Source organism: Geothermobacter ehrlichii (assembly GCF_008124615.1).
In the GTDB taxonomy this organism is placed as follows: Bacteria; Desulfobacterota; Desulfuromonadia; order Desulfuromonadales; family Geothermobacteraceae; genus Geothermobacter; species Geothermobacter ehrlichii.
This window is the reverse complement of sequence record NZ_VNIB01000003.1, coordinates 113,314-134,629: the sequence shown is the minus strand read 5'-3', so window position 1 is coordinate 134,629 and position 21,316 is coordinate 113,314. Positions and strand designations below refer to the sequence as shown.

At 65.3% G+C, this 21,316-nt stretch carries 19 protein-coding genes and 1 riboswitch; all 19 genes read left to right on the top strand.

The features are described from left to right. The first annotated feature begins 390 nt into the window (after positions 1-390). The 19 genes from EDC39_RS04620 to cobI all read left to right on the top strand — a co-directional run bounded on the left by EDC39_RS04620 (position 391) and on the right by cobI (position 21,296). Positions 391-834, top strand: a complete 444-nt coding sequence (locus EDC39_RS04620) for an NADH-quinone oxidoreductase subunit A (protein WP_148895207.1) — start codon at positions 391-393, stop codon at positions 832-834. After that, positions 831-3,215, top strand: a complete 2,385-nt coding sequence (locus EDC39_RS04615; protein ID WP_148895206.1) for an NADH-quinone oxidoreductase subunit B/C/D — start codon at positions 831-833, stop codon at positions 3,213-3,215. Before EDC39_RS04620 ends, EDC39_RS04615 begins: the two co-directional genes overlap by 4 nt. A 155-nt stretch (positions 3,216-3,370) precedes the next feature. Continuing rightward, positions 3,371-3,889 carry an NADH-quinone oxidoreductase subunit NuoE gene (gene nuoE, locus EDC39_RS04610; protein WP_148895205.1) on the top strand — a complete coding sequence of 173 codons (519 nt, stop codon included), beginning with the start codon at positions 3,371-3,373 and terminating at the stop codon, positions 3,887-3,889. 32 nt (positions 3,890-3,921) lie between these two features. Further along, the gene (gene nuoF, locus EDC39_RS04605; RefSeq protein ID WP_148895204.1) at positions 3,922-5,199 is read left to right on the top strand and encodes an NADH-quinone oxidoreductase subunit NuoF; all 1,278 of its coding nucleotides are present in this window, start codon (positions 3,922-3,924) and stop codon (positions 5,197-5,199) included. 187 nt (positions 5,200-5,386) lie between these two features. Then, complete coding sequence (gene nuoG, locus EDC39_RS04600) at positions 5,387-7,750, top strand: NADH-quinone oxidoreductase subunit NuoG (protein WP_148895203.1); 2,364 nt, start codon at positions 5,387-5,389, stop codon at positions 7,748-7,750. Further along, a complete protein-coding gene (gene nuoH, locus EDC39_RS04595) occupies positions 7,743-8,735 on the top strand; it encodes an NADH-quinone oxidoreductase subunit NuoH (protein ID WP_148895202.1) in 993 nt (330 codons plus the stop codon). The genes nuoG and nuoH overlap by 8 nt, the downstream gene beginning before the upstream one ends. 79 nt (positions 8,736-8,814) lie before the next feature. Further along, entirely contained in the window at positions 8,815-9,345 is a 531-nt protein-coding gene (gene nuoI, locus EDC39_RS04590) for an NADH-quinone oxidoreductase subunit NuoI (RefSeq protein ID WP_148895201.1), read from the top strand. A gap of 95 nt (positions 9,346-9,440) precedes the next feature. Further along, the gene (locus EDC39_RS04585; RefSeq protein ID WP_148895200.1) at positions 9,441-9,962 is read left to right on the top strand and encodes an NADH-quinone oxidoreductase subunit J family protein; all 522 of its coding nucleotides are present in this window, start codon (positions 9,441-9,443) and stop codon (positions 9,960-9,962) included. Continuing rightward, the gene (gene nuoK, locus EDC39_RS04580) at positions 9,959-10,264 is read left to right on the top strand and encodes an NADH-quinone oxidoreductase subunit NuoK (RefSeq protein ID WP_148895199.1); all 306 of its coding nucleotides are present in this window, start codon (positions 9,959-9,961) and stop codon (positions 10,262-10,264) included. The genes EDC39_RS04585 and nuoK overlap by 4 nt, the downstream gene beginning before the upstream one ends. Then, a complete protein-coding gene (nuoL, locus tag EDC39_RS04575; RefSeq protein WP_148895198.1) occupies positions 10,261-12,126 on the top strand; it encodes an NADH-quinone oxidoreductase subunit L in 1,866 nt (621 codons plus the stop codon). Before nuoK ends, nuoL begins: the two co-directional genes overlap by 4 nt. Before the next feature lie 115 nt (positions 12,127-12,241). Next, positions 12,242-13,738: a complex I subunit 4 family protein gene (locus EDC39_RS04570; protein ID WP_148895197.1), complete on the top strand. Its 1,497-nt coding sequence runs from the start codon at positions 12,242-12,244 to the stop codon at positions 13,736-13,738. After that, entirely contained in the window at positions 13,735-15,150 is a 1,416-nt protein-coding gene (locus tag EDC39_RS04565; protein WP_148895196.1) for an NADH-quinone oxidoreductase subunit N, read from the top strand. The genes EDC39_RS04570 and EDC39_RS04565 overlap by 4 nt, the downstream gene beginning before the upstream one ends. 80 nt (positions 15,151-15,230) lie before the next feature. Continuing rightward, positions 15,231-15,408: riboswitch (cobalamin riboswitch) on the top strand. Positions 15,409-15,547: 139 nt separating this feature from the next. Continuing rightward, positions 15,548-16,528, top strand: a complete 981-nt coding sequence (locus EDC39_RS04560; protein ID WP_148895195.1) for a sirohydrochlorin cobaltochelatase — start codon at positions 15,548-15,550, stop codon at positions 16,526-16,528. An 11-nt stretch (positions 16,529-16,539) separates the two neighbouring features. After that, on the top strand, positions 16,540-17,391 hold the full coding sequence (locus EDC39_RS04555) for an ABC transporter ATP-binding protein (RefSeq protein ID WP_148895194.1): 852 nt from the start codon (positions 16,540-16,542) through the stop codon (positions 17,389-17,391). Beyond that, a complete protein-coding gene (locus EDC39_RS04550) occupies positions 17,391-18,131 on the top strand; it encodes an ABC transporter permease (protein ID WP_148895193.1) in 741 nt (246 codons plus the stop codon). Before EDC39_RS04555 ends, EDC39_RS04550 begins: the two co-directional genes overlap by 1 nt. Continuing rightward, a complete protein-coding gene (locus tag EDC39_RS04545; RefSeq protein WP_148895192.1) occupies positions 18,128-19,078 on the top strand; it encodes a FecCD family ABC transporter permease in 951 nt (316 codons plus the stop codon). Before EDC39_RS04550 ends, EDC39_RS04545 begins: the two co-directional genes overlap by 4 nt. Continuing rightward, positions 19,071-19,808: an ABC transporter ATP-binding protein gene (locus tag EDC39_RS04540; RefSeq protein WP_148895191.1), complete on the top strand. Its 738-nt coding sequence runs from the start codon at positions 19,071-19,073 to the stop codon at positions 19,806-19,808. The genes EDC39_RS04545 and EDC39_RS04540 overlap by 8 nt, the downstream gene beginning before the upstream one ends. Then, entirely contained in the window at positions 19,762-20,547 is a 786-nt protein-coding gene (locus EDC39_RS04535) for an ABC transporter substrate-binding protein (RefSeq protein ID WP_148895190.1), read from the top strand. The genes EDC39_RS04540 and EDC39_RS04535 overlap by 47 nt, the downstream gene beginning before the upstream one ends. Next, entirely contained in the window at positions 20,544-21,296 is a 753-nt protein-coding gene (cobI, locus tag EDC39_RS04530) for a precorrin-2 C(20)-methyltransferase (protein ID WP_148895189.1), read from the top strand. Before EDC39_RS04535 ends, cobI begins: the two co-directional genes overlap by 4 nt. Positions 21,297-21,316 lie beyond the last annotated feature (20 nt).

Genomic DNA, 21,316 nt, shown 5'->3' with positions numbered 1-21,316 from the left:
GACGACCACGAGTTGGCTTCTGGCATTGTGCTGATCGGATCCGACGACATAGACATCTCCATCCGGTGGGAAAGCCTGCCAGCATGCAGACGGTGGTACCGGCACTCGAAAAATGGCCTCCAATCGCGTGCCTTGCCCTGTCTTCGAGCACTAAAGACATTTCTTCAGGGTGCAAGTCAACAAACCGGTCATGCTTCATGAGTGGCAATGTCAACAACTCATCCTGTCCGCTCCCGTACCGTTTTCCCTGTGCCGTCGACGTTCGCCCGGCGCCGGCACTCTTGCGCCTGCCGAACAGTATGCTATCCTGAGACACGCATGATATGGACTCCCGCCTCCCCGCCGGCGGGTCTTTTCAACGACTTGAAGTTTACTGTTCCGGTCAGCTTTATGCCTCTGACAGCCGCTGCCACAGCCGCCGCCAACGGCCAGCCGCCGACCTCCGACCTGGCGGCCCTGGCCATCTACGCCGGCATTGCGGTGGCGATGATCGGGCTGCTGATGGGGCTCTCCTGGCTGCTCGGCCACAAGAGCCGCGGCGGCGTCAAGGAAGATCCCTACGAATCGGGCATGGCTCCGACCGGACAGGCCCGGCTGCGCGAGCCGGTTCCCTTCTATCTGGTGGCCATCTTCTTCATCGTCTTCGACGTCGAGGCGATCTTCATCGTCTCCTGGGCCGTGGCCTGGGACCGGCTCGGCTGGGCCGGCTACCTGCAGATCGGCTTCTTCATTCTCGTCCTGCTGCTCGGCCTGATCTACCTGTGGAAGATGGGCGGCCTCGACTGGGGTCCGCGGGCCTGGTACCGGCAGCGCCACGACAAGAGGAACACATGAGCGAAGAGATTCCCGACAATGTGATCCTCACCACCCTCGACGACGCCATCAACTGGGCCCGCAGCAATTCGATCTGGCCGATGTTCTTCGGCCTGTCCTGCTGCTTCGTCGAGATGACCACCAGCCTGACGCCGCGTTTCGACCTGGCCCGCTTCGGCGCCGAGGTGCTGCGCGGCACGCCGCGCGAGGCCGACCTGATGGTCATCTCCGGCACCCCGTTCAAGAAGATGGGGCCGACCATCCTGCGCCTCTACGAACAGATGGCGAACCCGAAATGGGTGATCGCCATGGGCAGCTGCGCCAACTCGGGCGGCATGTACGACACCTACAGCGTCATTCAGGGCGTGCACCAGATCCTGCCGGTCGACGTCTATGTTCCCGGCTGTCCACCGCGCCCCGAGGCCTTCATCCAGGGGATCATGCTGCTGCAGGAGAAGATCCGCCAGGGCGAGCGACCAGCCCGCAAGGTACTGGGCCTGGCCGGCGGCAGCGAAGGAACCGAAGGCCCGCTTCTGGTCGACGGCCGGAGCAAGAGCCGCGACCCGCGAGGTCCCGGCTACGGCAATGCGCCGCTGCGCGGCAGCCAGCTGCAGCCCCCGCATTTCCGCGACAGCCAGGCCGACCGGATGTGGATGCCGCCGCTGCCCCGCCTTGCCTTTCATGCCTCGGTCCACAACCTGCGCCGGGCGATCAGGGAGCGGTTCGGCGACACGGTGCGCGAAGAAGACGCCCGCGACATGCCGACCCTGGTCACCGCCCCGGAAAACCTGGTCGCGCTGATGCGCTTTCTCAAGGAGGAAGCCCCGGTCCGCTACCGCCGGCTCGAAGACCTGACGGCGGTCGACGAAAGCGCCCGCAGGCAACCAACCGGCCATCGCTTCACCCTCACCGCCCATCTGCTCAGTTTCGACGAGCCCGGCTACCTGCGCGTCAAGACGCCCCTGGAGGGCGGCTGGCCGGAAGCCCCCAGCCTGACCTCCGTCTGGCCCAGCGCCAACTGGTACGAGCGGGAAATCTTCGACATGTTCGGCATCCGCTTCGCCGGCCACCCGGATCTGCGGCGCATCCTGATGCCGGACGGCTGGCAGGGGCATCCCCTGCGCAAGGAGCATCCCTACCGCGCCACCGAAATGCCGCCCTACACCCGGGAGACGGCGAGCCGGATGGAGCCGCGCGAGGGCGGCGATTTCTTCCGCGGCAAGCCCATCGCCGAACAGTTCGAGGCGATGATCCTCAACATCGGTCCGCACCACCCGGGAACCCACGGCATACTGCGGCTGATCGCCCTGCTCGACGGCGAAGAGATCGAAGATCTCGACATCGATCTCGGCTACCACCACAGGGCGGCGGAAAAGGTCGGCGAACGCCAGCACTGGAGCCAGTTCATCCCCTACACCGACCGCATCGACTACCTCTCCGGGGTACAGAACAATCTCGCCTACCTGCATCCGCTGGAAACCATGCTCGGCGTCGAGGTACCACCGCGCGCCGAAACGGTGCGGGTGATGCTCTGCGAACTGTTCCGCATCGCCAACCACCTGGTCTGGCTCGGCACCTTCGCCCACGACGTCGGCGCCATGACGCCGGTCTTCTACTGCATGGAGTCGCGCGAGAAGATCTTCGACATCGTCGAGATGATCACCGGCGGCCGCATGCACCCGAGCTGGTTCCGCATCGGCGGGCTGCCCCGTGACCTGCCGGACGGCTGGAAGCAGGTGGTGAACAACTTCACCCGCGATTTCGACCGCCGCATCGATGAACTGGACAGACTGCTGACCAACGGCCCGATCTTCCGCCGGCGGACCGAAGGCATCGGCCCGGTCAGCCTCGACGAGGCCCTCGACTGGGGGATGAGCGGCCCCAACCTGCGCGCCTGCGGCTTCGCGTGGGACCTGCGCCGCAAGATGCCCTATTCCGGCTACCAGCACTACGACTTCGACATCGTCACCGCCGAAGGGGGCGACTGCTTCGCCCGCTACCTGGTGCGGCTGAAGGAGATGCGCGAAAGCCTGAAGATCGTCCGCCAGGCAGCGGAAAGGATGCCCGGCGGCCGCTGGATGACCGACGACTACCGCTACGCCTATCCGCAGCGGCAGGACGGCCTGCACGACATCGAAAGCCTGATCCATCATTTCTGCAACGTCACCCGCGGCCCGAGCGTGCCGCGCGGCGAGGTCTACCGGGCCATCGAGTCGAGCAAGGGCGAATGCGGCTACTATCTGGTTTCCGACGGCCACACCGTCCCCTACCGGCTGCGCATTCGCACCCCGAGCTTCGCCCACATACAGATGATGCCGATGATGAGTCGCGGCTGGCTGGTGGCGGACATGATCACGATCCTCGGCTCGATCGACTTCGTGCTGGCGGATCTGGACAGGTAAACACCAAGGCTCCAAGGAGGAGAGTTCGCAGAGAAAAACCTGGTGAAGACATAAGCCACCAGATCATTTGTTTTTCTCTCCACCTCTGCCCCTCTCCGGCCCTGCGTTAAAAATGCCTTTATCCTCTTGGCGTCTTGGCGGCGAATTTAAAACGTATGAATAAACTGCTCTCACAATCCGAACTTGACACCTTCCGCGCCAAAGCGGCCGCCAGTGCTCACCCGCGGGAGCTGATCGTCGATCTGCTGCGCGCCATCCAGGACCATCACGGCTGGGTGCCGGACGAAGGGATCGAGCTGGCAGCGGAGATTCTCGGCCTGTCGCCGTTGCAGATCGAGGAGATCGCCACCTTCTATGACAAGATCTTCCGCCAGCCGGTGGGACGCAAAGTGATCCATGTCTGCGATTCGATCTGCTGCTGGGCCACCGGCAGTGAAGAGGTGGCCGGCTATCTGCGACGCAAACTGGGCATCGATTTCGGCGAAACCACCGCCGACGGTGCCTTCACCCTGCTGCCGACCTGCTGCCTCGGCGCCTGCGGCGACGCCCCGGCGATGATGATTGGCCTGACCCTGTACGGCAGGCTGACACCGGAGAAGATCGACGCGGCACTGGAGAAGGAAAAAAGCAGAAGTCAGGAGTCAGGAGTCGGGAGTCAGGGGAAAACCTCCTGAATTCTGACTCCTGACTCCCCAAGGTTTCTTATATGACCGACTACCCGCAAATCCTGTTCAAGAACCGCCGTCCCGACGAAACCGTCTTCATCGACGACTTTCGCAAGACCGGCGGCTATTCAGGCCTGGAAAAAGCCATCCGTGAGATGACTCCGCAGGAAGTGCGCGAGACGGTCAAGCGGTCGGGGCTGCGCGGCCGGGGCGGGGCCGGGTTTTCCACCGGGCTGAAGTGGTCCTTCTTTCCAGTCGACCAACCGGGCGAGAAATACCTGGTCTGCAACTGCGACGAGATGGAGCCGGGCACCTACAAGGACCGCCAGCTGCTGAGCGCCGATCCGCACCAGCTGATCGAGGGGGTGATTCTCTCCGCCTGGGCTCTGCAGGCGACAGAAGCCTACATCTTCATCCGCTATGCCTACGAACAGGAGGCACGCCATCTGGAGCGGGCCATCGCCGAGGCGCGCGCGGCCGGCTATCTCGGCGAAAACATCCTCGGTTCCGGCTGGGGGCTGCGGATTCACGTCCACCGCAGCGCCGGGCGCTACATTCTCGGCGAGGAGACCGCCCTGCTCAACGGCATCGAGGGCGTGCGCCCCAATCCGCGCCGCAAGCCGCCCTTTCCGGCGGTCCGGGGGCTGTGGGGCAGGCCGACCACCATCAACAACGTCGAAACCCTGGCCAACATCCCGCACATCATCACCGGCGGCGCCGACTGGTTCAAGTGCCTGGCCCGTTCGCCGGAAGGAGCGGGGACCAAGCTGTTCGGACTGTCGGGACATCTCAACCGCACCGAATGCTTCGAGCTGCCGGTAGGCATTTCCCTGCGCGAGGTGATCTTCGAGGTCGGGGGAGGCATCCGCGGCGGCAAGCCGTTCAAGGCCTGCCTGCCCGGCGGCGCCTCGACACCGTACCTGACCGGCGAGCACCTCGACGTGGCGATGGATTTCGACAGTATCGCCGCCGTCGGCAGCCGCTTCGGCACCGCCGGCGTCACCGCCTTCGATGCCGACACCTGCATGGTGGCAGTGACGCTCAACCTGATCCGTTTCTTCGCCCGCGAATCCTGCGGCTGGTGCACACCCTGCCGCGACGGGCTATCCTATGTGCAGTGGCTGCTCGAAGAGCTCGAGGAAGGCCGCGGCGGCAAAGAACAGATCGAACTGCTCGAACATCAGCGCCGCAACATCACCGGCCGCGCCTTCTGCGCCCTCGCCGAAGGCGCCATGGGGCCGCTGGACGGACTGCTGCGGCTGTTCAGGGATGAACTGGAAGACCATGTGAGGAAGGGGCGTTGCCCCTTCCGGGCCTGAGGCGCTTGGCGCCGGGCACAAGATTTTGAAGATTTTGAATTTTGGGTAAGCCGTAAGCGGCACAGCCAGGGGGTTCAGAGGCAAGGCGTCCAAGACATGGATTAAGAGACGTGCACCGTACGTCGAACGAATTCATGCCGCAGGGCAACCCGGCAGATGATCCTCTGGCGTAGCCGCCGGAAAAACGATGCCGACACTGACAATCGACAACCAGACCGTCACCGTTCCCGAGGGCACCAACGTGCTCGAGGCGGCCCAGCGGCTCGGGATCGTCATCCCGCACTTCTGTTACCATGAGGCGCTGGGGGCGGTCGGTTCCTGCCGCCTGTGCGCCATGAAATTCGAGCAGGGTCCGGTCAAGGGCATCGAGATGGCCTGCATGGTCCAGGCCCAGGACGGGATGGTGGTCTCCACCGTCGACGCCGAGGCGCAAGAGCTGCGCGCCGCGGTGATCGAATGGCTGATGCTCAACCATCCGCACGACTGCCCGGTCTGCGACGAGGGGGGCGAGTGCCAGCTGCAGGACATGACCATCGCCGGCGGGCACGGCATCCGTCGCTATCGCGGCAGCAAACGCACCTGGCACAACCAGGATCTCGGCCCCTTCGTCGTCCAGGAGATGAACCGCTGCATCCAATGCTACCGCTGCGTGCGCACCTACCAGGACTACTGCGGCGGCACCGACTTCGGGGTGATGGGCTCGCGCAACCGGGTCTTCTTCGGCCGCTTCCGGGACGGCAGACTCGAATCGCCCTTCTCCGGCAACCTGGTCGATGTCTGCCCGACCGGCGTCTTCACCGACAAGACCTTCCGTTTCCGCAGCCGGATCTGGGACCTGCAGGAGGCGCCGTCGATCTGCCCCCACTGCTCGCTCGGCTGCGCCGTCGTTCCCGGCGCCCGCTACCGGGAGCTGCAGCGGGTGCGGGCCGGTGTCAACCGCCGGACCAACGGCTTTTTCATCTGCGACCGGGGCCGCTTCGGCTACGGCCACGTCAACCACCCGGACCGGCCCCGCACGCCCCGCCTGCAGGGAGCCGAAACCGGGTGGCCCGAGGCCCTGGCCACGGCCCGGCGCCGGCTGCAGGATATCGCCGAAAAATACGGTCCCCAGGCCATCGCCCTGCTCGGTTCGTCCCGTTCCTCGCTGGAAGCCCTGGCGCAGCTGAAAACCTGGGGCGAAAGGCTGGGCGGCGCCCGTTTCTGCGCCGAACCCGTCCCCCGTCGCGACCGCGCCGCCCGCCGGCTCGCCGCCGGTCTCGGCGACCGGGCGCGCTGCCTGGACGACATCCGCCACAGCGACCTGATCGTGCTGGCCGGCAGCGACCCGCTCAACGAGGCGCCGATGCTGGCCCTGGCCCTGCGGCAGGCGGCCCGCTGCGGCGCCGCCATCCACGTGTTCGATCCGCGGCCGGTCGAGCTTCCCTGCGCCTTCGAGCACCGGCCGATGACGCCGGACGCACTGGTCGAAAGCCTCCAAAACCTGGACGGGGACAATGTTCCGGCCGAGCTGCAGGAACTGTCGCAGGCCCTGCAACAGGCCCGACAACCGATTCTGTGTGGCGGAGCCGATCTGCTCGGGGAAACGGGCGTCGCCACCCTGGCCGAAACAGCCGCGAAGCTGGATGCCGGCCTGTTCGTCACCCTGGCCGGCCCCAACAGCTTCGGCAGCGCCCTGCTGGCCGGAAGCGGCCCGGACGCCGACCAGCTGTGCGAAGAAATCCTCACCGGCCAGATCCGCGCCCTGGTCTGCCTCGAAAACGACCCCCTGCGCGACGGTCCAGCACAGATGGCCCGGGCCATGGGCAAGCTGGAATTCCTGCTGGTACTCGACAACCTGCCGAACCAGGCCGCCCGCCAGGCCGACATCTTTCTGCCGACGGCCGCCCTCTACGAAAGCGCCGGCACGCTGGTGAACAACGAGGGACGCATGCTGGCCTTCGGCTCCGTCTTCGCGCCCGGGCTGCCCATCAGGGAGACGGAACAGGGCTCCCATCCGCCGCGCGAGTTTTGCCCGACCACACCGGGCGGCGCACCGCGTCCCGCCTGGGCGGTGCTGTCGCAGTTGCAGCAGGAGAACCTGTCCCTGAACCAGATCCGGCTGCGCCTGGAGGCTAGGGACAGCCGCTTCGCCGGCCTCAGCCTGCTCGCCGCCGGCGACGAAGGCAAGCGCGTCGGCGGCGCCGGCGTCCAGGCGCCGGCGGCGAGCGACGAATTTCCTGCCACGGCCCCGGCCGCAAGCCTGCCGCTGCTGGTGGTCGACCAGCTCTTCGGCAGCGAGCTTCTCGCCGCCCTCTCGCCGGCGCTCGACCCGGTCAAACCGCAGCCGAAGGTGCTGATGCACCCGGAAACGGCGGCCGGTCTCGGGCTGCAGCAGGGCGACCTGCTGCAGCTGCGCACCGAGCTGGAGCCCTTCAGCCTGCCGCTGGCACTGGAGCCGCGCATGGCGAAAGGGCTGCTGCTCGCCGGCCGGCTGCGCTCGACGCCGCTGGAACTCTTTCCGGCCGGTATTCCCGTCCCCTGCCTGGTGGAGAAAGGAGGGGACGATGCCTGACTGGCTGCTCACCGGCATCCTGATCCTGGCGAAACTCGGCTTCGTCTTCTTCCTGCTGCTGACCGGCGCCGCCTATCTGGTGCTGCTCGAGCGCAAGCTGCTCGGCCGCATGCAGCTGCGCTACGGCCCCAACCGGGTCGGTCCCTTCGGCCTGCTGCAGCCGATGGCCGACGCCGTCAAGCTGATCACCAAGGAGGATTTCATCCCCTCGCAGGCGGACCGGGTCCTGTTCTTCATCGCCCCGGGCATCGCCGCCGTCACCGCCCTGCTCACCTTCGCCGTGGTTCCCTTCGGCCCGCCGATCACCCTGTTCGGCCGCCAGGTGCCGCTGGTGATCTGCGACCTGAACATCGGCGTGCTCTACTTTCTCGGCCTCTCCTCGCTGGCGGTCTACGGCGTCACCCTCGGCGGCTGGGCCAGCAACAGCAAATACGCCCTGCTCGGCAGCATCCGCGCCCTGGCCCAGCTGATCAGCTACGAGCTTTCGATGGGACTGGCCATCGTGCCGGTGGTGCTGATGGCCAGATCCTTCTCCCTGACCGACATCGTCAACGCCCAGGCGACGGTCCCTTTCGCCGTGCTCAACCCGGTCGCCTTCCTGATCTTCCTGATCAGCATCCTGGCCGAGTCGAAGCGCACGCCCTTCGATCTGCCGGAAGCGGAGAACGAAATCGTCGCCGGTTTTCACACTGAATACTCCGGGATGCGCTTCGGCCTCTTCTTCCTCGGCGAGTACATCAACGTCATCATCCTGTCGAGCATGATGACCGTCTTCTTCCTCGGCGGCTGGCACGGCCCGCTGCTGCCCGGCATCGTCTGGTTCTTCATCAAGGTGATGCTGGTCGCCTTCTTCTTCATCTGGACCCGCGGCACCCTGCCGCGCTTCCGCTACGACCAGCTTATGCACTTCGGCTGGAAGGTGCTGGTGCCGGCGGCGCTGGCGAACGTGATGATAACCGGAGCAATATTGCTCCTGTTGGAATAGGCGCCGGGCACTGGGCGCCGGGCGCTGGAAAAACCCGGTGCCTGATGCCCAAAGCCCTGCGCCTGATGCGGTGAACGCAGTGAACCTGTATCAAGACATCAAGGCGATCGTTCAGGCCTACTGGGTCACCCTGCGCAACATGTTGCGCCGGCCGGTGACCATCCAGTACCCGGAACAGAAGCGGGTGCCCTTCGAGCGCTACCGGGCGCGCATCGTGCTCACCCGCGACCCGGACGGCGGCGAACGCTGCGTCGCCTGCTACCTGTGCAGCGCCGCCTGCCCGGTCGACTGCATCTCGATGCAGGCGGCCGAGGACGAAAACGGCCGCCGTTACGCCGCCTGGTTCCGGATCAACTTCACCCGCTGCATCTTCTGCGGCATGTGCACCGAGGCCTGTCCGACCCGGGCGATCCAGATGACCGCCGACTACGAGATCTGCCGGCGCGACTCGCTGAGTCTGGTCTACGAGAAGGAAGACCTGCTCATCGACGGCCCCGGCAAGGAGCCGGACTACAACTTCTACCGCCACGCCGGCATCGGCGTCGTCAGCCCGCGCGGCGGCAACGAGGACGAAAAACCACCGGCGGACGTGAAGAGTCTGCTGCCGTGAAAAACCAGAGGAGTCAGGGGCCCGGAGTCAGGAGTCAGAATCAAGAAGTTTTTCTCCTGGCTCCCGAATCCTGACTCCTCGATACGAGAAACCTTATGACCGCTGCCATTTTCTACATCCTCTCCGCCGCCGCCCTGCTGGCGACGCTGCTGACCATCACCAGGAAGAACCCGGTGCATGCGGTCATCTACCTGGTGCACGCCTTCTTCGCCCTGGCGCTGCTTTTCTACCTGCTCGGGGCGCCGCTGGTGGCGGCCTGGGAGGTGATCATCTACGCCGGTGCCATCATGGTGCTGTTCCTGTTCATCATCATGATGCTGGAGCTAACGCCGGGCGAAGGGGTGAGCGGTCCCGGCTGGCGGCAGTGGCTGCCGGTGATGCTGCTCGGCGGTGTCATCGCCGCCTGCACCGTGCTGCTGGTCGTCACCGACCCGCGCACCGCCGGCAGGCTGCAGGAATTCTACGTCTCGCCCCGGGATTTCGGCTACGCCCTGTTCGAAAAATACGCCCTGGCGGTGGAGGTGGTCTCCTTCCAGCTGCTGTTCGCCGCGGTGGGTGCCTTCTACGTCGGCCGGGGCGAGCGCGCACGGCGGCGGGCGAGGGGGGACGAACGATGATCGTACCACTGGAGCATGTCCTCATCGTCGCCGGCCTGATGTTCTGCCTCGGTCTGGCCTGCGTTCTGACCCGGCGCAGCCTGATCATGATCCTGATCGGCGTCGAAGTGATGATCAACGCCGTCGGCCTGGCCCTGGTCGGGGCCTCGGCCTTCTGGCGGCAGGCCGACGGCCAGCTGGTGGTGGTACTGCTGATGGCCCTGACCTCGGCCGAGGTCTCCATTTCGCTGGCGATGGTCGTCTATCTCAACCGGCGCAAGGGAACCATCGATGCCGATGCCTACGACGGGATGAAGGGATGAATCCGAAACTGCTGTTTCTCATACCCCTGCTCCCCTTGCTGGGAGCGGCCGTCAACATCCTGGTCGGCATGCGCCTGCGCCCGCTCTGGCGCGGCGGCATCGCCGTCGTCTCGGTGGCGCTGAGCTTTGCCCTGGCCTGCCTGGCCTGGCCCCTGTCCGCCGGCGAGGGGACCCGCACCCTGTTGGCGACCTGGCTGGCCAGCGGCGGCCTGCGGGCCGACTTCGGTATCCTCTTCGATCCGCTGGCCGCCTCGATGACCCTGATGGTCACCGGTGTGTCGACCCTGATCCACCTCTACGCCGTCGGCTACATGGAACAGGAGCAGGACACCGCCCGCTTCTTCGCCCTGCTCAACCTCTTCGTCTTTTCCATGCTCTGCATCGTGCTGGCCGACAACCTGCTGCTGCTCTTTCTCGGCTGGGAAGGGGTCGGTTTCTGTTCCTACGGCCTGATCGGCTTCTGGTACGCCCGGCTGGACAACGCCCGCGCCGGGCAGAAGGCCTTCCTGGTGACCCGGGTCGGCGACGTCTTTCTCGCCGTCGCCCTGCTCTGGCTGTTTACCGCCACCGGCCATCTCGGCATTCCGGAAATCAACGCCGCCGCTCCGTCCCTGGCGCCGGCGGCGGTCACCGCCATCGTCCTGCTGCTGCTGGCGGGCGCCAGCGGCAAGAGCGCCCAGCTGCCGCTGATGACCTGGCTGCCCGACGCCATGGCCGGACCGACCCCGGTTTCGGCCCTGATCCACGCCGCCACCATGGTCACCGCCGGCGTCTACCTGCTCTGCCGCCTCTTCCCGCTGGTCTCCCTGTCGCCGACCGGCCTGGCCGCCATCACTCTGGTCGGTGGCCTGACCGCCTTCTACGCCGCCACCTGCGCCGTCGCCCAGCGGGAAATCAAGAAGGTGCTCGCCTATTCGACCATGAGCCAGATCGGCTACATGTTCATCGCCGTCGGCGCCGGCTCGGTCAGCGGCGCCATGTTCCACCTGCTGACCCACGCCTTCTTCAAGGCCCTGCTGTTCATGGGTGCCGGCTGCGTCATTCACCTGTGCGGCGAGGAGAACGACATCCATCGCATGGGCGGGGTGAAAAAGAAAAGTCCCTTCGTCTTCTGGATGTTCCTGGCCGGGGCGCTCTGCCTGGCGGGGATGCCCCTGTCCGGCGGCTTCTTCTCCAAAGACGGCATCCTGCTGGCCTGTTTCAGTCATGACGACGGCATCCACCGGCTGGTCTGGTTGCTCGGCCTGGTCAGCGCCTTTCTGACCAGTTTCTACACCTTCCGCCTGCTCTACCTGGTCTTCGCCGGCGAGGCGCGCCAGCGGACGCACCCGCACCGGCTCTCGCCCCTGATGCGCTGGACCCTGCCGCCGCTGGCCCTGCTCGGCCTGTTCGGCGGGCTGCTCAACCTGCCGCCGGCCTGGGGCGGCAATGAAATGCTGAAGCACCTGCTCGCGGTGGCGAACGAATGGACCGCCGACGTTCCCCACGGCACCGAATACGCACTGGCGGTGATGGCGGCCGGCCTCTTCCTGCTCGGCCTGCTGGCCGCCTGGGGACGCTACCGGAGCTATCCCGGCGACCAGCCGAACGGAATCAAGCGCTTTCTGCTCGCCGGCTGGCAGGCCGATACCGGCATCGAATGGACGCTGCTCAAACCCTTCCGTGCCCTGGCGATCTTCTTCGGACTCGGTCTCGACCAGACGGTGATCGAGGGCGGGCTGCGCCTGCTGGCCGACGGAGCGCACCGGCAGGGCGAGCTGCTGCGCCGCTCGGTCACCGGCCGGGTGACCACATACGTTCACGGCTTCGCCTGGGGCCTGCTGGCCCTGCTGCTCTGGTTTTTGCTGGAAACAGTCAGATGAAAGGCCTTGGAGATTCAGGAGCCAGAAGCCAAAAGTCAGGAGAAAAACGCCTGAACTCGGGGCAGGACAAACAGATTGACCTCATGAACTGCAAACGTTGGCGATCGGGAATGCAATGACAACCTTCCCTGTTCTGACAACCCTGTTGCTGCTTCCCCTGCTGGGAACGGCTCTCTGCCTGCTTTTTCGCCGGCAGGCCGACCTGTGCCGGGAGATTGCCCTGGCCGTCACCCTGGTGATTCTCGGCTTCAGCATCTGGTGCTTCACCTTTCCGGCAGCGGCCGACGGCTGGATCCTGAGCGAGAGCTACCGCTGGATTCCGCGTCTCGGCGCCCGCCTGACCCTGGAGATGGACGGCCTGTCGCTGCTGCTGGTGGCCCTGACCGCCTTTCTGCAGGTGATCGCCGTGCTCATCTCCTGGCATCAGAAGAAGCATCCGGCCTTCTTCTACGCCCTGCTGCTGCTGATGGAATGTGGCATTCTCGGCGTCTTTCTCGCCACCGACCTGCTCCTTTTCTACCTGTTCTGGGAGATGATGCTGATCCCCATGTTCTTCCTGATCGGCATCTGGGGGCACGGCCGCCGGGTCTACGCCGCCGTCAAGTTCTTTCTCTTCACCCTGGCCGGCTCGCTGCTGATGCTGCTGGCAATCATCGGCCTCTACCTGCTGCACGGCCGGCAAACCGGCGACTACAGCTTCGCCCTCGAGGCGCTGAAAGCCACCGACTGCGGCGGTCTGGAGCCCTGGCTCTACGCCGGCTTCATGCTCGGCTTCCTCATCAAGGTGCCGGTCATCCCCTTCCACACCTGGCTGCCCGACGCCCACACCGTCGCCCCGGCCGCCGGCTCCCTCGACCTGGCCGGGCTGCTGCTGAAGACCGGCGTTTTCGGCATTCTGCGCTTCGCCTTCCCGCTCTTTCCGGCAGCGGCCGCCGCCAGCCTGCCGCTGCTGGCGACCCTGGCCCTGGTCGGGCTCTTCTACGGCGCCTGGTGCGCCTACGTCCAGAACGACGTCAAGCGGCTGATCGCCTATTCGTCCGTATCCCATCTCGGCGTCACCATGCTCGGCCTGGCGTCGGCCAACGTACCGGCAATGGAGGGGGCGATTCTGCTGATGCTCTGCCACGGCGTCACCACCGGCGCCCTCTTTGCCCTGGTCTCCATGCTGCGCCGACGCACCGGCACCCGCGACCTCGACCGCCTGGGCGGCCTGTGGAAGGAGGCACCGGTCTTCTCCTGCTTCTTCCTCTTCTTCGCCCTGGCCTCACTCGGACTGCCGGGACTGGCCAATTTCAGCGGCGAGTTCCTGGTCTTTGTCGGCGCTTTCAGAACCGTCCCCCTCTGGGGAGCGTTGGCAGTGGCCGGGGTGGTCTTCGCCGCCGCCTACACGCTGCGCATGGTGCAGGGTTCGCTCTGGGGTGAACGCCCGACCAGGGGGCGCCCCTGGCCCGACCTGACGGCGCTCGAGGTCATCGCCTTGGCGCCGCTGGTGCTCTTCACCCTCTGGCTGGGACTCTATCCCGAAACCTTCCTGGCGCCGCTGCACCAGCCGGTCCGGCTGCTGCTGGAACAGGCGGCGCCCCTTGTGGCCGTCAACGGAGGGATGCCATGAGCGGCGCCGAACTGCTGGCCCTGCTGCCCGTTCTCATCCTCGCCCTGGGCGCCACCGGCCTGCTGATGGTCGGCGCCTGGTGGCCGCGCCGGCAGCCGCTGCTGCTGAGCGGCGTCGTTCTCGCCCTGCTGGCCGCCCTGGTCGCCGGCGCCGTACCGCCGCCGGTGCCGGAGATCAGCGGCATGTTCGGCGCCGGCCCCTATGCCCGATTCTTCACCATCCTCTGGAGCCTGCTGGCCGCCCTGGTCCTGATGCTCTCCGACCGCTACGGCGACGCCCGGCGCTTTCCGGCCGGCGAATACCCGACCCTTGTCCTGTTCGCCGCCGCCGGCATGGCCCTGCTGTCGGCGGCCACCTCCCTGGTCGGCCTGCTCATCGGCCTGGAGTCCTTCACCCTGGTGCTCTACATCCTGATCGCCATCGACAAGACCAGCGCGCGCGGAACCGAGGCGGGCCTGAAATACCTGATCATGGGCATCGTCGCCACAGGTTTTCTCGGCTTCGGCATCGCCCTGATCTACGCCGCAACCGGCAGCTTCCACTTTCCCGAGATTCATGCCGCCCTGGTCCGGCAGGACGGATCGGCCGCCCTCAGTCTGCTCGGCTGGGCCATGCTGCTGACCGCCATCGGCTTCAAGGTTTCGCTGGTGCCCTTCCACCTCTGGACACCGGATGTCTACCAGGGCGCGCCGGCACCGGTCACCGCCCTGCTCTCCACCGGGTCCAAGGGGGCGGTCTTCGCCGCTCTGGTCGGGCTGCTGTTCGGCATCGGAGACAATCTGGCGTCGCTGATTCCGGTTCTCTGGGCGCTGGCGGCAGCCTCCCTGGTCGTCGGCACCTTCTGCGCCCTGCGCCAGGACAACATCAAGCGCATGCTCGCCTACTCCTCCATCACCCACATGGGCTACACCCTGACGGCGCTACTCGCCTGGGGGGAGACCGGCCGCGAGGCGGTGATCTTCTACCTGGTGGTCTACACTGCCGCCAACATCGGCGCCTTCGGCGTGCTGACCGCCTTCGCCATCCAGGGGGAGGAGCCGCAGAACTACCGGGATCTGCGCGGCCTCGGCTACCACCATCCGCGCCGCAGCAGCGCCCTGGCCTTCTTCCTGCTGTCGCTGGCCGGCATTCCGCCCACCGCCGGCTTCATTGCCAAGTTCAACGTCTTTCACGCCGCGCTGCAGGCGGGTTACACCGGCCTGGCGCTGCTCGGCATTCTCGCTTCGCTGGTTTCGCTCTACTACTACCTGCGGCCGGTCATCGTCATGTTCCTCGCCCGCGAGCGCGACCTCTGTCTCTCTCCCGGCAGTTCCGGCGAGCATGCCGTCGTGGTGGTCTGCCTCTTCCTGGCGCTGCTGCTCGGCATCTATCCGACCCCCCTCTACGCCCTGATCGGCCTGATTCTGCCCTGAGAACCGACACGTCGGGCCGCTGCCCTTCGCAATACGGACTTGTCTTGGCGTCGGCTTCGTGCTACTAAAAGCGAGCCAAAAACAATAACGTTCGCCGGTACCCGCCAGGGTTTAATAGGGAAGAGGGGTGCAAATCCCCCGCGGACCCGCCGCTGTGAGCGAGGACGAAGGGCCGGTTGCCACTGATCTGCAGGATCGGGAAGGCGGCCCGGAGGACGATTCGCGAGCCAGAAGACCTGCCGGAACGAACCGCCCGCAAGCAGCTCCCCGGGACTCTGGGAGCAAAGGGCAACGACAGCGGTGGATTTGAATACGGAAATCCGCACATCCTGTTCGGGATGTGCGGATTTTTTGTTGACGGGTCATCAGACGACCGACTCTCCCAGGGAGGCAATCGATGCAAAAGACCGCGACCATCCGCCATTTCGAACGCACGACCCGTGCGCTCCCCTTTCTGCTGGCGCTGCTCCTGTTGCCGTTCTACACAACTTCGGCCTGGAGCATGACCCGCACCCTGAAGCGGGAACCGGCGATCGTCATCGTCGCCTTCGGCACCACCACCAGGGCCATGGTGACCTACGACGCCTTCGAAAAACAGCTGCGCCGGGAACTGCCGGCCAAATACCAGAAGCTGAAAATCGAGTGGGCCTTTACTTCCGAAATCGTCCGTGAACGGGCGAACAAAAAGTTCAAGGCGCAGGGGATCGACAAACGTTTCCTCAGCCTGCCCCAGGTGCTGGCCAACCTGGAGAACGACGGCTATCGCAAGGTCGCCATCCAGTCCCTGCACATCTTCCCCGGTCAGGAATTCAAAGACATGGAAAGGCAGATCGATGCCTTCCGGCAGATCGGCCTGCGAATCGAATACGGCGGCACCCTGCTGCACGAATGGCCCTGGGTGTTCGAAACGATCGACAGCCTGGAACCCTATTTCCTTCCCCCGGACCAGGGCTGCAACGTGCTCGTGGCCCATGGCACCCCGGAGACCTTTCCCGGCTCCAACGCCACCTACCTCGGTCTGGACCGCTACCTGAGCGAAAAATACGACAATGTTTTCGTCGGCGGCGTGGACGGCATCCTGACCCGGGAACAGGCCCTGGCCAGGGCCAGGGCCTGCAAGGTGAAGCGCGTGCGGCTGGTACCGTTCATGTATGTCGCCGGCGATCACATCATGAACGACATCATGGGCACCAAGCCCGATGACAAGGGTGTTCCCTCCTGGGCCATGGAGCTGGAACAGGCCGGCATCGAGGTCGACAGCCTGACCGTGGAATACGAAGGGAAAACCTACTTCCGGGGCCTCGGCTTCTATGAGAAAATCAACCGGAATTACATTCGCCAGCTGCAGGAAAGCCTGAAACGGCTGGAGGAACTATAGACTTGCCCTCCATGCCCGCTGAAATCGAAGTCATCGACCTCTGCCGCCGCTTCGGAAAAACCTGCGCGGTTGACGGCATCAGCTTCCGGGTCGCCCGGGGGGAGCTGTTCGCCTTTCTCGGCCCGAACGGCGCCGGCAAGACCACCACCATCAACCTGCTGACCGGCCTGCTCTCTCCGGATCGCGGACAAATCCGCTATCGGGGGGAGGACTTCGACCCGGGCCGGCTGGCCGTCAAACGGATGATCGGCGTGGTCCCCCAGCACAACAATCTCGACAAGGAGCTGACGGTCAGTGAAAACCTGCGGGTTCACGGCCGGCTGTTCGGTCTCGGCGGACGGGAGCTGGCAGAGCGGATCGACTTCTGCCTCGATTTCGCCGACCTGAACGAAAAACGCGACACCCCGGCCGGCAAGCTCTCCGGCGGCATGAAGCGCAAGCTGGTCATCGCCCGCGCCCTGCTCCATCGGCCGGGGATCCTCTTTCTCGACGAACCGACGGTCGGACTCGATCCGCACAGCCGGCGCCGCATGTGGGCCTTTCTGCGCCGCATCAACCACGAGCAGCACTGCACGGTCTTTCTCACCACCCACTACATCGAAGAGGCGGACAGCCTCGCCGACCGGGTGATGATCATCGACCGGGCTCGGATCATCGCCGAAGGCACCCCGACCGAACTGAAACAGCAGGCCGGCCACTTCGTCCTCGACATCTACCGGGAGGAAACCTTGGAAAACGAATTTTTCGCCACCCGCGCAGAGGCCCTCGAGCGTCTGAAGCAACTCGAGATGCCGGTGCGCATCCGCGAGACGACCCTCGAGGACGTCTTTCTGCGCCTGACCGGCAAGCGACTGGAGGACTGATGCTCAACGGGGTCCGTGGCATCTATCTGCGCGAAATCCTGATTCTGCGCAAGAAACTGGTCAAGACCCTGCTCTCGTCGGCCGTCTCGCCGGGACTGTTTTTGATCGCCTTCGGCTACGGGGTCGGTCGGGACGCCAGGGTGGACGGGCTGGCGTATCTGGCCTTTCTGCTGCCGGGGCTGCTGACCATGAGCAGCATGAACCAGAGCTACGGGATCGCCACCGAGATCAACATCTCGCGCTTCTACTTCAAGGTATTCGAGGAGTACCTGCTGGCTCCGATCCGGCGCTGGGAGATCGTCATCGGCGAAATGTGCTACGGCATCACCAAAGGACTGATTCCGGTGCTGATCATCGCTCTCTACAGCCTGCTGTGCGGTGTACAACTGCACTTCGGGGCGCTGTTTCTGCTGGCGTTGCTGCTGCACCTGGGGATCTTCGCCCTGCTCGGACTGGTGGTCGCCCTGCTGGTGCGCAACCACAGCGATCAGGCGACCATGAACGCCTTTCTGATCACGCCGATGATGTTCCTCTCCGGAACCTTCTTTCCGGTGGCGCAGATGCCATTGCCGATCCGCCTGCTGGCCGGCCTCTCGCCGCTGACCTATTCCACCCGGCTGATCCGCTCGACCCTGCTGCCGGGGGCAACGGTCGAGCCCGGCCTGTTTCCGGTGCTTCTGGTCATGCTGGTCGGCCTGTTTCTGCTCGCCAGCCGGATCGTCGCCAGGGTGCAGGCATGAAGCGGCTGCTCTGGCTCATATTCGCCATGACCCTGCTCGGCTCCTGCCTGCTCGGCTCGACGGTGATCCATCCCTTCAACCTGACGGCAGTGGAGAGGGACATCCTGTTCGGGCTGCGACTGCCGCGGGTGCTGTTCAGCGCCGTGATCGGCGCAATGCTCGGGCTGTCGGGGAGCGTCTACCAGCTGACCTTGAAGAATCCCCTGGCCGACAGCTTCACTACCGGGGCGGCCTCGTCGGCCGCCCTGGGCGCGGTTCTCGCCATCGCCCTGGGCATTCCCCTGCCGCTGGTGCCGCTGGTTGCCCTGCTGACCGGGCTGGGAGGACTGCTGCTGGTCTATCGTCTGGCCCGTCAGGAAGGGTTCATCAATCCGGTGAACATGATCCTGGCCGGAATCGTCATGAACATCGTCGCCTCGGCGGTGATCAGTTTTGCCAAGTACTATTTCGAGGATTCCCTCTCGTCGATCGTCTTCTGGCTGATGGGCGGCTTCTTCGTGGTCGACTGGGGCAAGCTGCTGGTCTGCCTGCCGGTCTTCGCCGCCGCCTACCTGCTGTTCGCCCGCCGGGCCCTGCAACTCAACCTGCTGGCCCTCGACGAACACTCGGCCCAGAGTCTGGGAGTCAACGTCCACCGGCTGCGCAGCTTCGCCTTTGTCGTCGCCACCCTGCTGGTCGCCGTCGCCGTCAGTCACACCGGTATCATCGGCTTTGTCGGCCTGATTGTCCCGCACATCTGCCGCAGCCTGTTCGGCAGCGACATGCGCCACAACCTCTTCTACTCCTCCCTGCTCGGCGCCCTGCTGCTGATGGCCGCCGACACCCTGGCCCGGACCATCATCCCCGGCGGAGCCGAACTGCCGGTAGGGATCATCACCGCCCTGCTCGGCGGCGGGTTCTTCCTCTACCTGCTGCAGACCCGCCGGGAAGGATTCTGGCATGGCTGAACTTAGAGTCGACAAGCTGCGCTTCCGGCGGGGCGGCTTCAGCCTGGAGCTGGACGGGCTGCGCATCGCGCCGGGAGAGAAGGTCGCCATCCTGGGGGAAAACGGCTGCGGAAAGAGCACCCTGCTGCAGCTGCTGGCCGGGCTGCTGCCGCCGGACGGCGGCACGCTGAGCTATGCCGGAAAGCCGCTGAAGAAGATCCCGATGGCCCGCCGGGCACAGCTCTTCGCCCTGCTGCCCCAGTTCAGCGAAGTCATCTTCCCGTTCAGCGTCTTCGAGGTGGTCCTGTTCGGCCGCTTCCCCCATCGGCAGGGGAATGCCTTCACCGCCGCGGACCGGCAGCTGAGCAAGGAGATGCTGGCCCTGCTCGATCTGAGCGATCTCGCCGAGCGGCCGTTCAGCCAGCTCTCCGGAGGCGAAAAACGTCGGGTCATGCTGGCCCGGGTGCTCAACCAGCAGGCCCCTCTGCTCTATCTCGACGAGCCGAACGCCGGCCTCGATATCCGTCATGCCCTGGAGATCTTCTCCCTGCTCAGGGAGCGGACGGAAACCATCGTCGCGCCGGTCCACGATATCAACCTCGCGCACCGCTTTTTCGAGCGGTTTCTGTTGCTGAAAAACGGCCGGCTGCTGGCCGATGTGCCCAGAGACGAACTGACCCCCGAACTGCTTGCGGAGACCTACGATGTTCAGGTTGCTACTGGTACTGCTGCTTTTCTGTTTCAGCACTGAGGCTGCCGCCGCAAAGCGAATCGTGCTGCTGGCCCCGGCCGCCGGCGACATCCTGCTCAAACTGGGAGCGGAGGATCAGGTGGTTGGGGTGACCCGCAGCCTCAGAGAATTCCCGCGCGCCCGGCGGGTCGGCTCGCACATCCGCCCCAACCTGGAGATCATCCGTTCGCTCGCCCCCGACCTGCTGATCATCTCCTCCAACCGGTTCTTCTCCGAGCAGATGGCGGCTGTGGTCGGCGCCCCGGTTTTCACCTACCATCCCCGCACGCTCGACGAGATCCTGCAGCAGATCGGCGAACTGGCCGCGCTGCTGGACAAAATGGATGCCGGCCGGCAGCTGATTGCCCGCCAGCAGCAGAAGCTGGCCGCCATCAAACCGCTTGCCACGTCGCCGAAAGTGATTTTCGAAGTGACGGCCATGCCGCTCATGGTCGCCGGCAGCAGTAACATCGTGGCCGATATCGTCGCCCGGGCGGGGGGCGTCCTGCTCGCCCCGGGCAGGCGCAAGCTGGTCCGTTTCAACCCGGAGTCGGTTCTCGCCCACCAACCGGACATCTACATCTACCAGGTCGGACCGATGAACCAAAATCCCATCCCGCCCGGAAAACGCGGCCCGCTGAATCGACTCAGAGCCAGATTCCTGCGGGTCGACGAACTGCAATTCTCCCGCGCCAACACCCGCAGTTTCGACAATGTCCTGATGCTCAATCGTTACTTCAGGGAGGCAAACAACGGATGAATTCCCCCCCCGCCCTGCCCGGAAACTTCTACGCAGTCGGCGTCGGCCCCGGCGCTCCGGACCTGCTGACCCTGCGCGCCGCCCGGATCATCGAGAGCGCCGACCTGATCATCGCCCCGCAGGCCAAAGGCGCCAGCCGCAGTCTGGCCCTGGAGGCGATCCGCCCTTTTGTGCACGAGCAGCAACTGCTTTGCGTCAGCTATCCCATGCAGCGCGACGACCAGGCCACCCGCGCCCGCTGGCAAAAGCTGGCCGAACAGGTAGCGGCCCACTGCCGGCGCCAGCGCGCCGTGGTCCAGGTGACTCTGGGCGATCCACTGATTTTCGCTACCAGCTCCTATCTGCTGCAGGAACTGCAGCATCGCCTGCCAGCGGACAACATCCACATCGTACCCGGCATCAGCGCCTTTCAGACCGGCGCCAGCCGTTTCGGCGAAGCGCTCACCCTGCAGGAGGACCGCCTGCTGCTGATGTCGGCCACCGACCTGGAGATGGTCGCCGGGGCCCTCGACCACTGCGAAACCCTGGTGCTCTACAAGGCAGGCCCGGTCATCGAGCCCCTGCTGGCGTTGCTCGCGGAACGTAAGCTGCTCGGCTCCGCCCGTCTGTTCAGCTGCACCGAACAGGGGGACGGGGAGTTGCTGGTCGACAATCTGGAGAACTGGCGACCGACGCCACTCAATTACATGACCACGCTCATCGTGCATGTGGGCCGACAGAACTGGCGACCGGAAGCAGTCAGCGGGTGACCCGCCTCAGGCAGGAGAAA

Bases quoted from the DNA above. Each gene is read 5' to 3' on its own strand.
- EDC39_RS04620 (WP_148895207.1), top strand. From the start codon at position 391: ATGCCTCTGACAGCCGCTGCCACAGCCGCCGCCAACGGCCAGCCGCCG.
- EDC39_RS04615 (WP_148895206.1), top strand. From the start codon at position 831: ATGAGCGAAGAGATTCCCGACAATGTGATCCTCACCACCCTCGACGAC.
- nuoE (WP_148895205.1), top strand. From the start codon at position 3,371: ATGAATAAACTGCTCTCACAATCCGAACTTGACACCTTCCGCGCCAAA.
- nuoF (WP_148895204.1), top strand. From the start codon at position 3,922: ATGACCGACTACCCGCAAATCCTGTTCAAGAACCGCCGTCCCGACGAA.
- nuoG (WP_148895203.1), top strand. From the start codon at position 5,387: ATGCCGACACTGACAATCGACAACCAGACCGTCACCGTTCCCGAGGGC.
- nuoH (WP_148895202.1), top strand. From the start codon at position 7,743: ATGCCTGACTGGCTGCTCACCGGCATCCTGATCCTGGCGAAACTCGGC.
- EDC39_RS04585 (WP_148895200.1), top strand. From the start codon at position 9,441: ATGACCGCTGCCATTTTCTACATCCTCTCCGCCGCCGCCCTGCTGGCG.
- nuoK (WP_148895199.1), top strand. From the start codon at position 9,959: ATGATCGTACCACTGGAGCATGTCCTCATCGTCGCCGGCCTGATGTTC.
- nuoL (WP_148895198.1), top strand. From the start codon at position 10,261: ATGAATCCGAAACTGCTGTTTCTCATACCCCTGCTCCCCTTGCTGGGA.
- EDC39_RS04570 (WP_148895197.1), top strand. From the start codon at position 12,242: ATGACAACCTTCCCTGTTCTGACAACCCTGTTGCTGCTTCCCCTGCTG.
- EDC39_RS04565 (WP_148895196.1), top strand. From the start codon at position 13,735: ATGAGCGGCGCCGAACTGCTGGCCCTGCTGCCCGTTCTCATCCTCGCC.
- EDC39_RS04560 (WP_148895195.1), top strand. From the start codon at position 15,548: ATGCAAAAGACCGCGACCATCCGCCATTTCGAACGCACGACCCGTGCG.
- EDC39_RS04555 (WP_148895194.1), top strand. From the start codon at position 16,540: ATGCCCGCTGAAATCGAAGTCATCGACCTCTGCCGCCGCTTCGGAAAA.
- EDC39_RS04550 (WP_148895193.1), top strand. From the start codon at position 17,391: ATGCTCAACGGGGTCCGTGGCATCTATCTGCGCGAAATCCTGATTCTG.
- EDC39_RS04545 (WP_148895192.1), top strand. From the start codon at position 18,128: ATGAAGCGGCTGCTCTGGCTCATATTCGCCATGACCCTGCTCGGCTCC.
- EDC39_RS04540 (WP_148895191.1), top strand. From the start codon at position 19,071: ATGGCTGAACTTAGAGTCGACAAGCTGCGCTTCCGGCGGGGCGGCTTC.
- EDC39_RS04535 (WP_148895190.1), top strand. From the start codon at position 19,762: ATGTTCAGGTTGCTACTGGTACTGCTGCTTTTCTGTTTCAGCACTGAG.
- cobI (WP_148895189.1), top strand. From the start codon at position 20,544: ATGAATTCCCCCCCCGCCCTGCCCGGAAACTTCTACGCAGTCGGCGTC.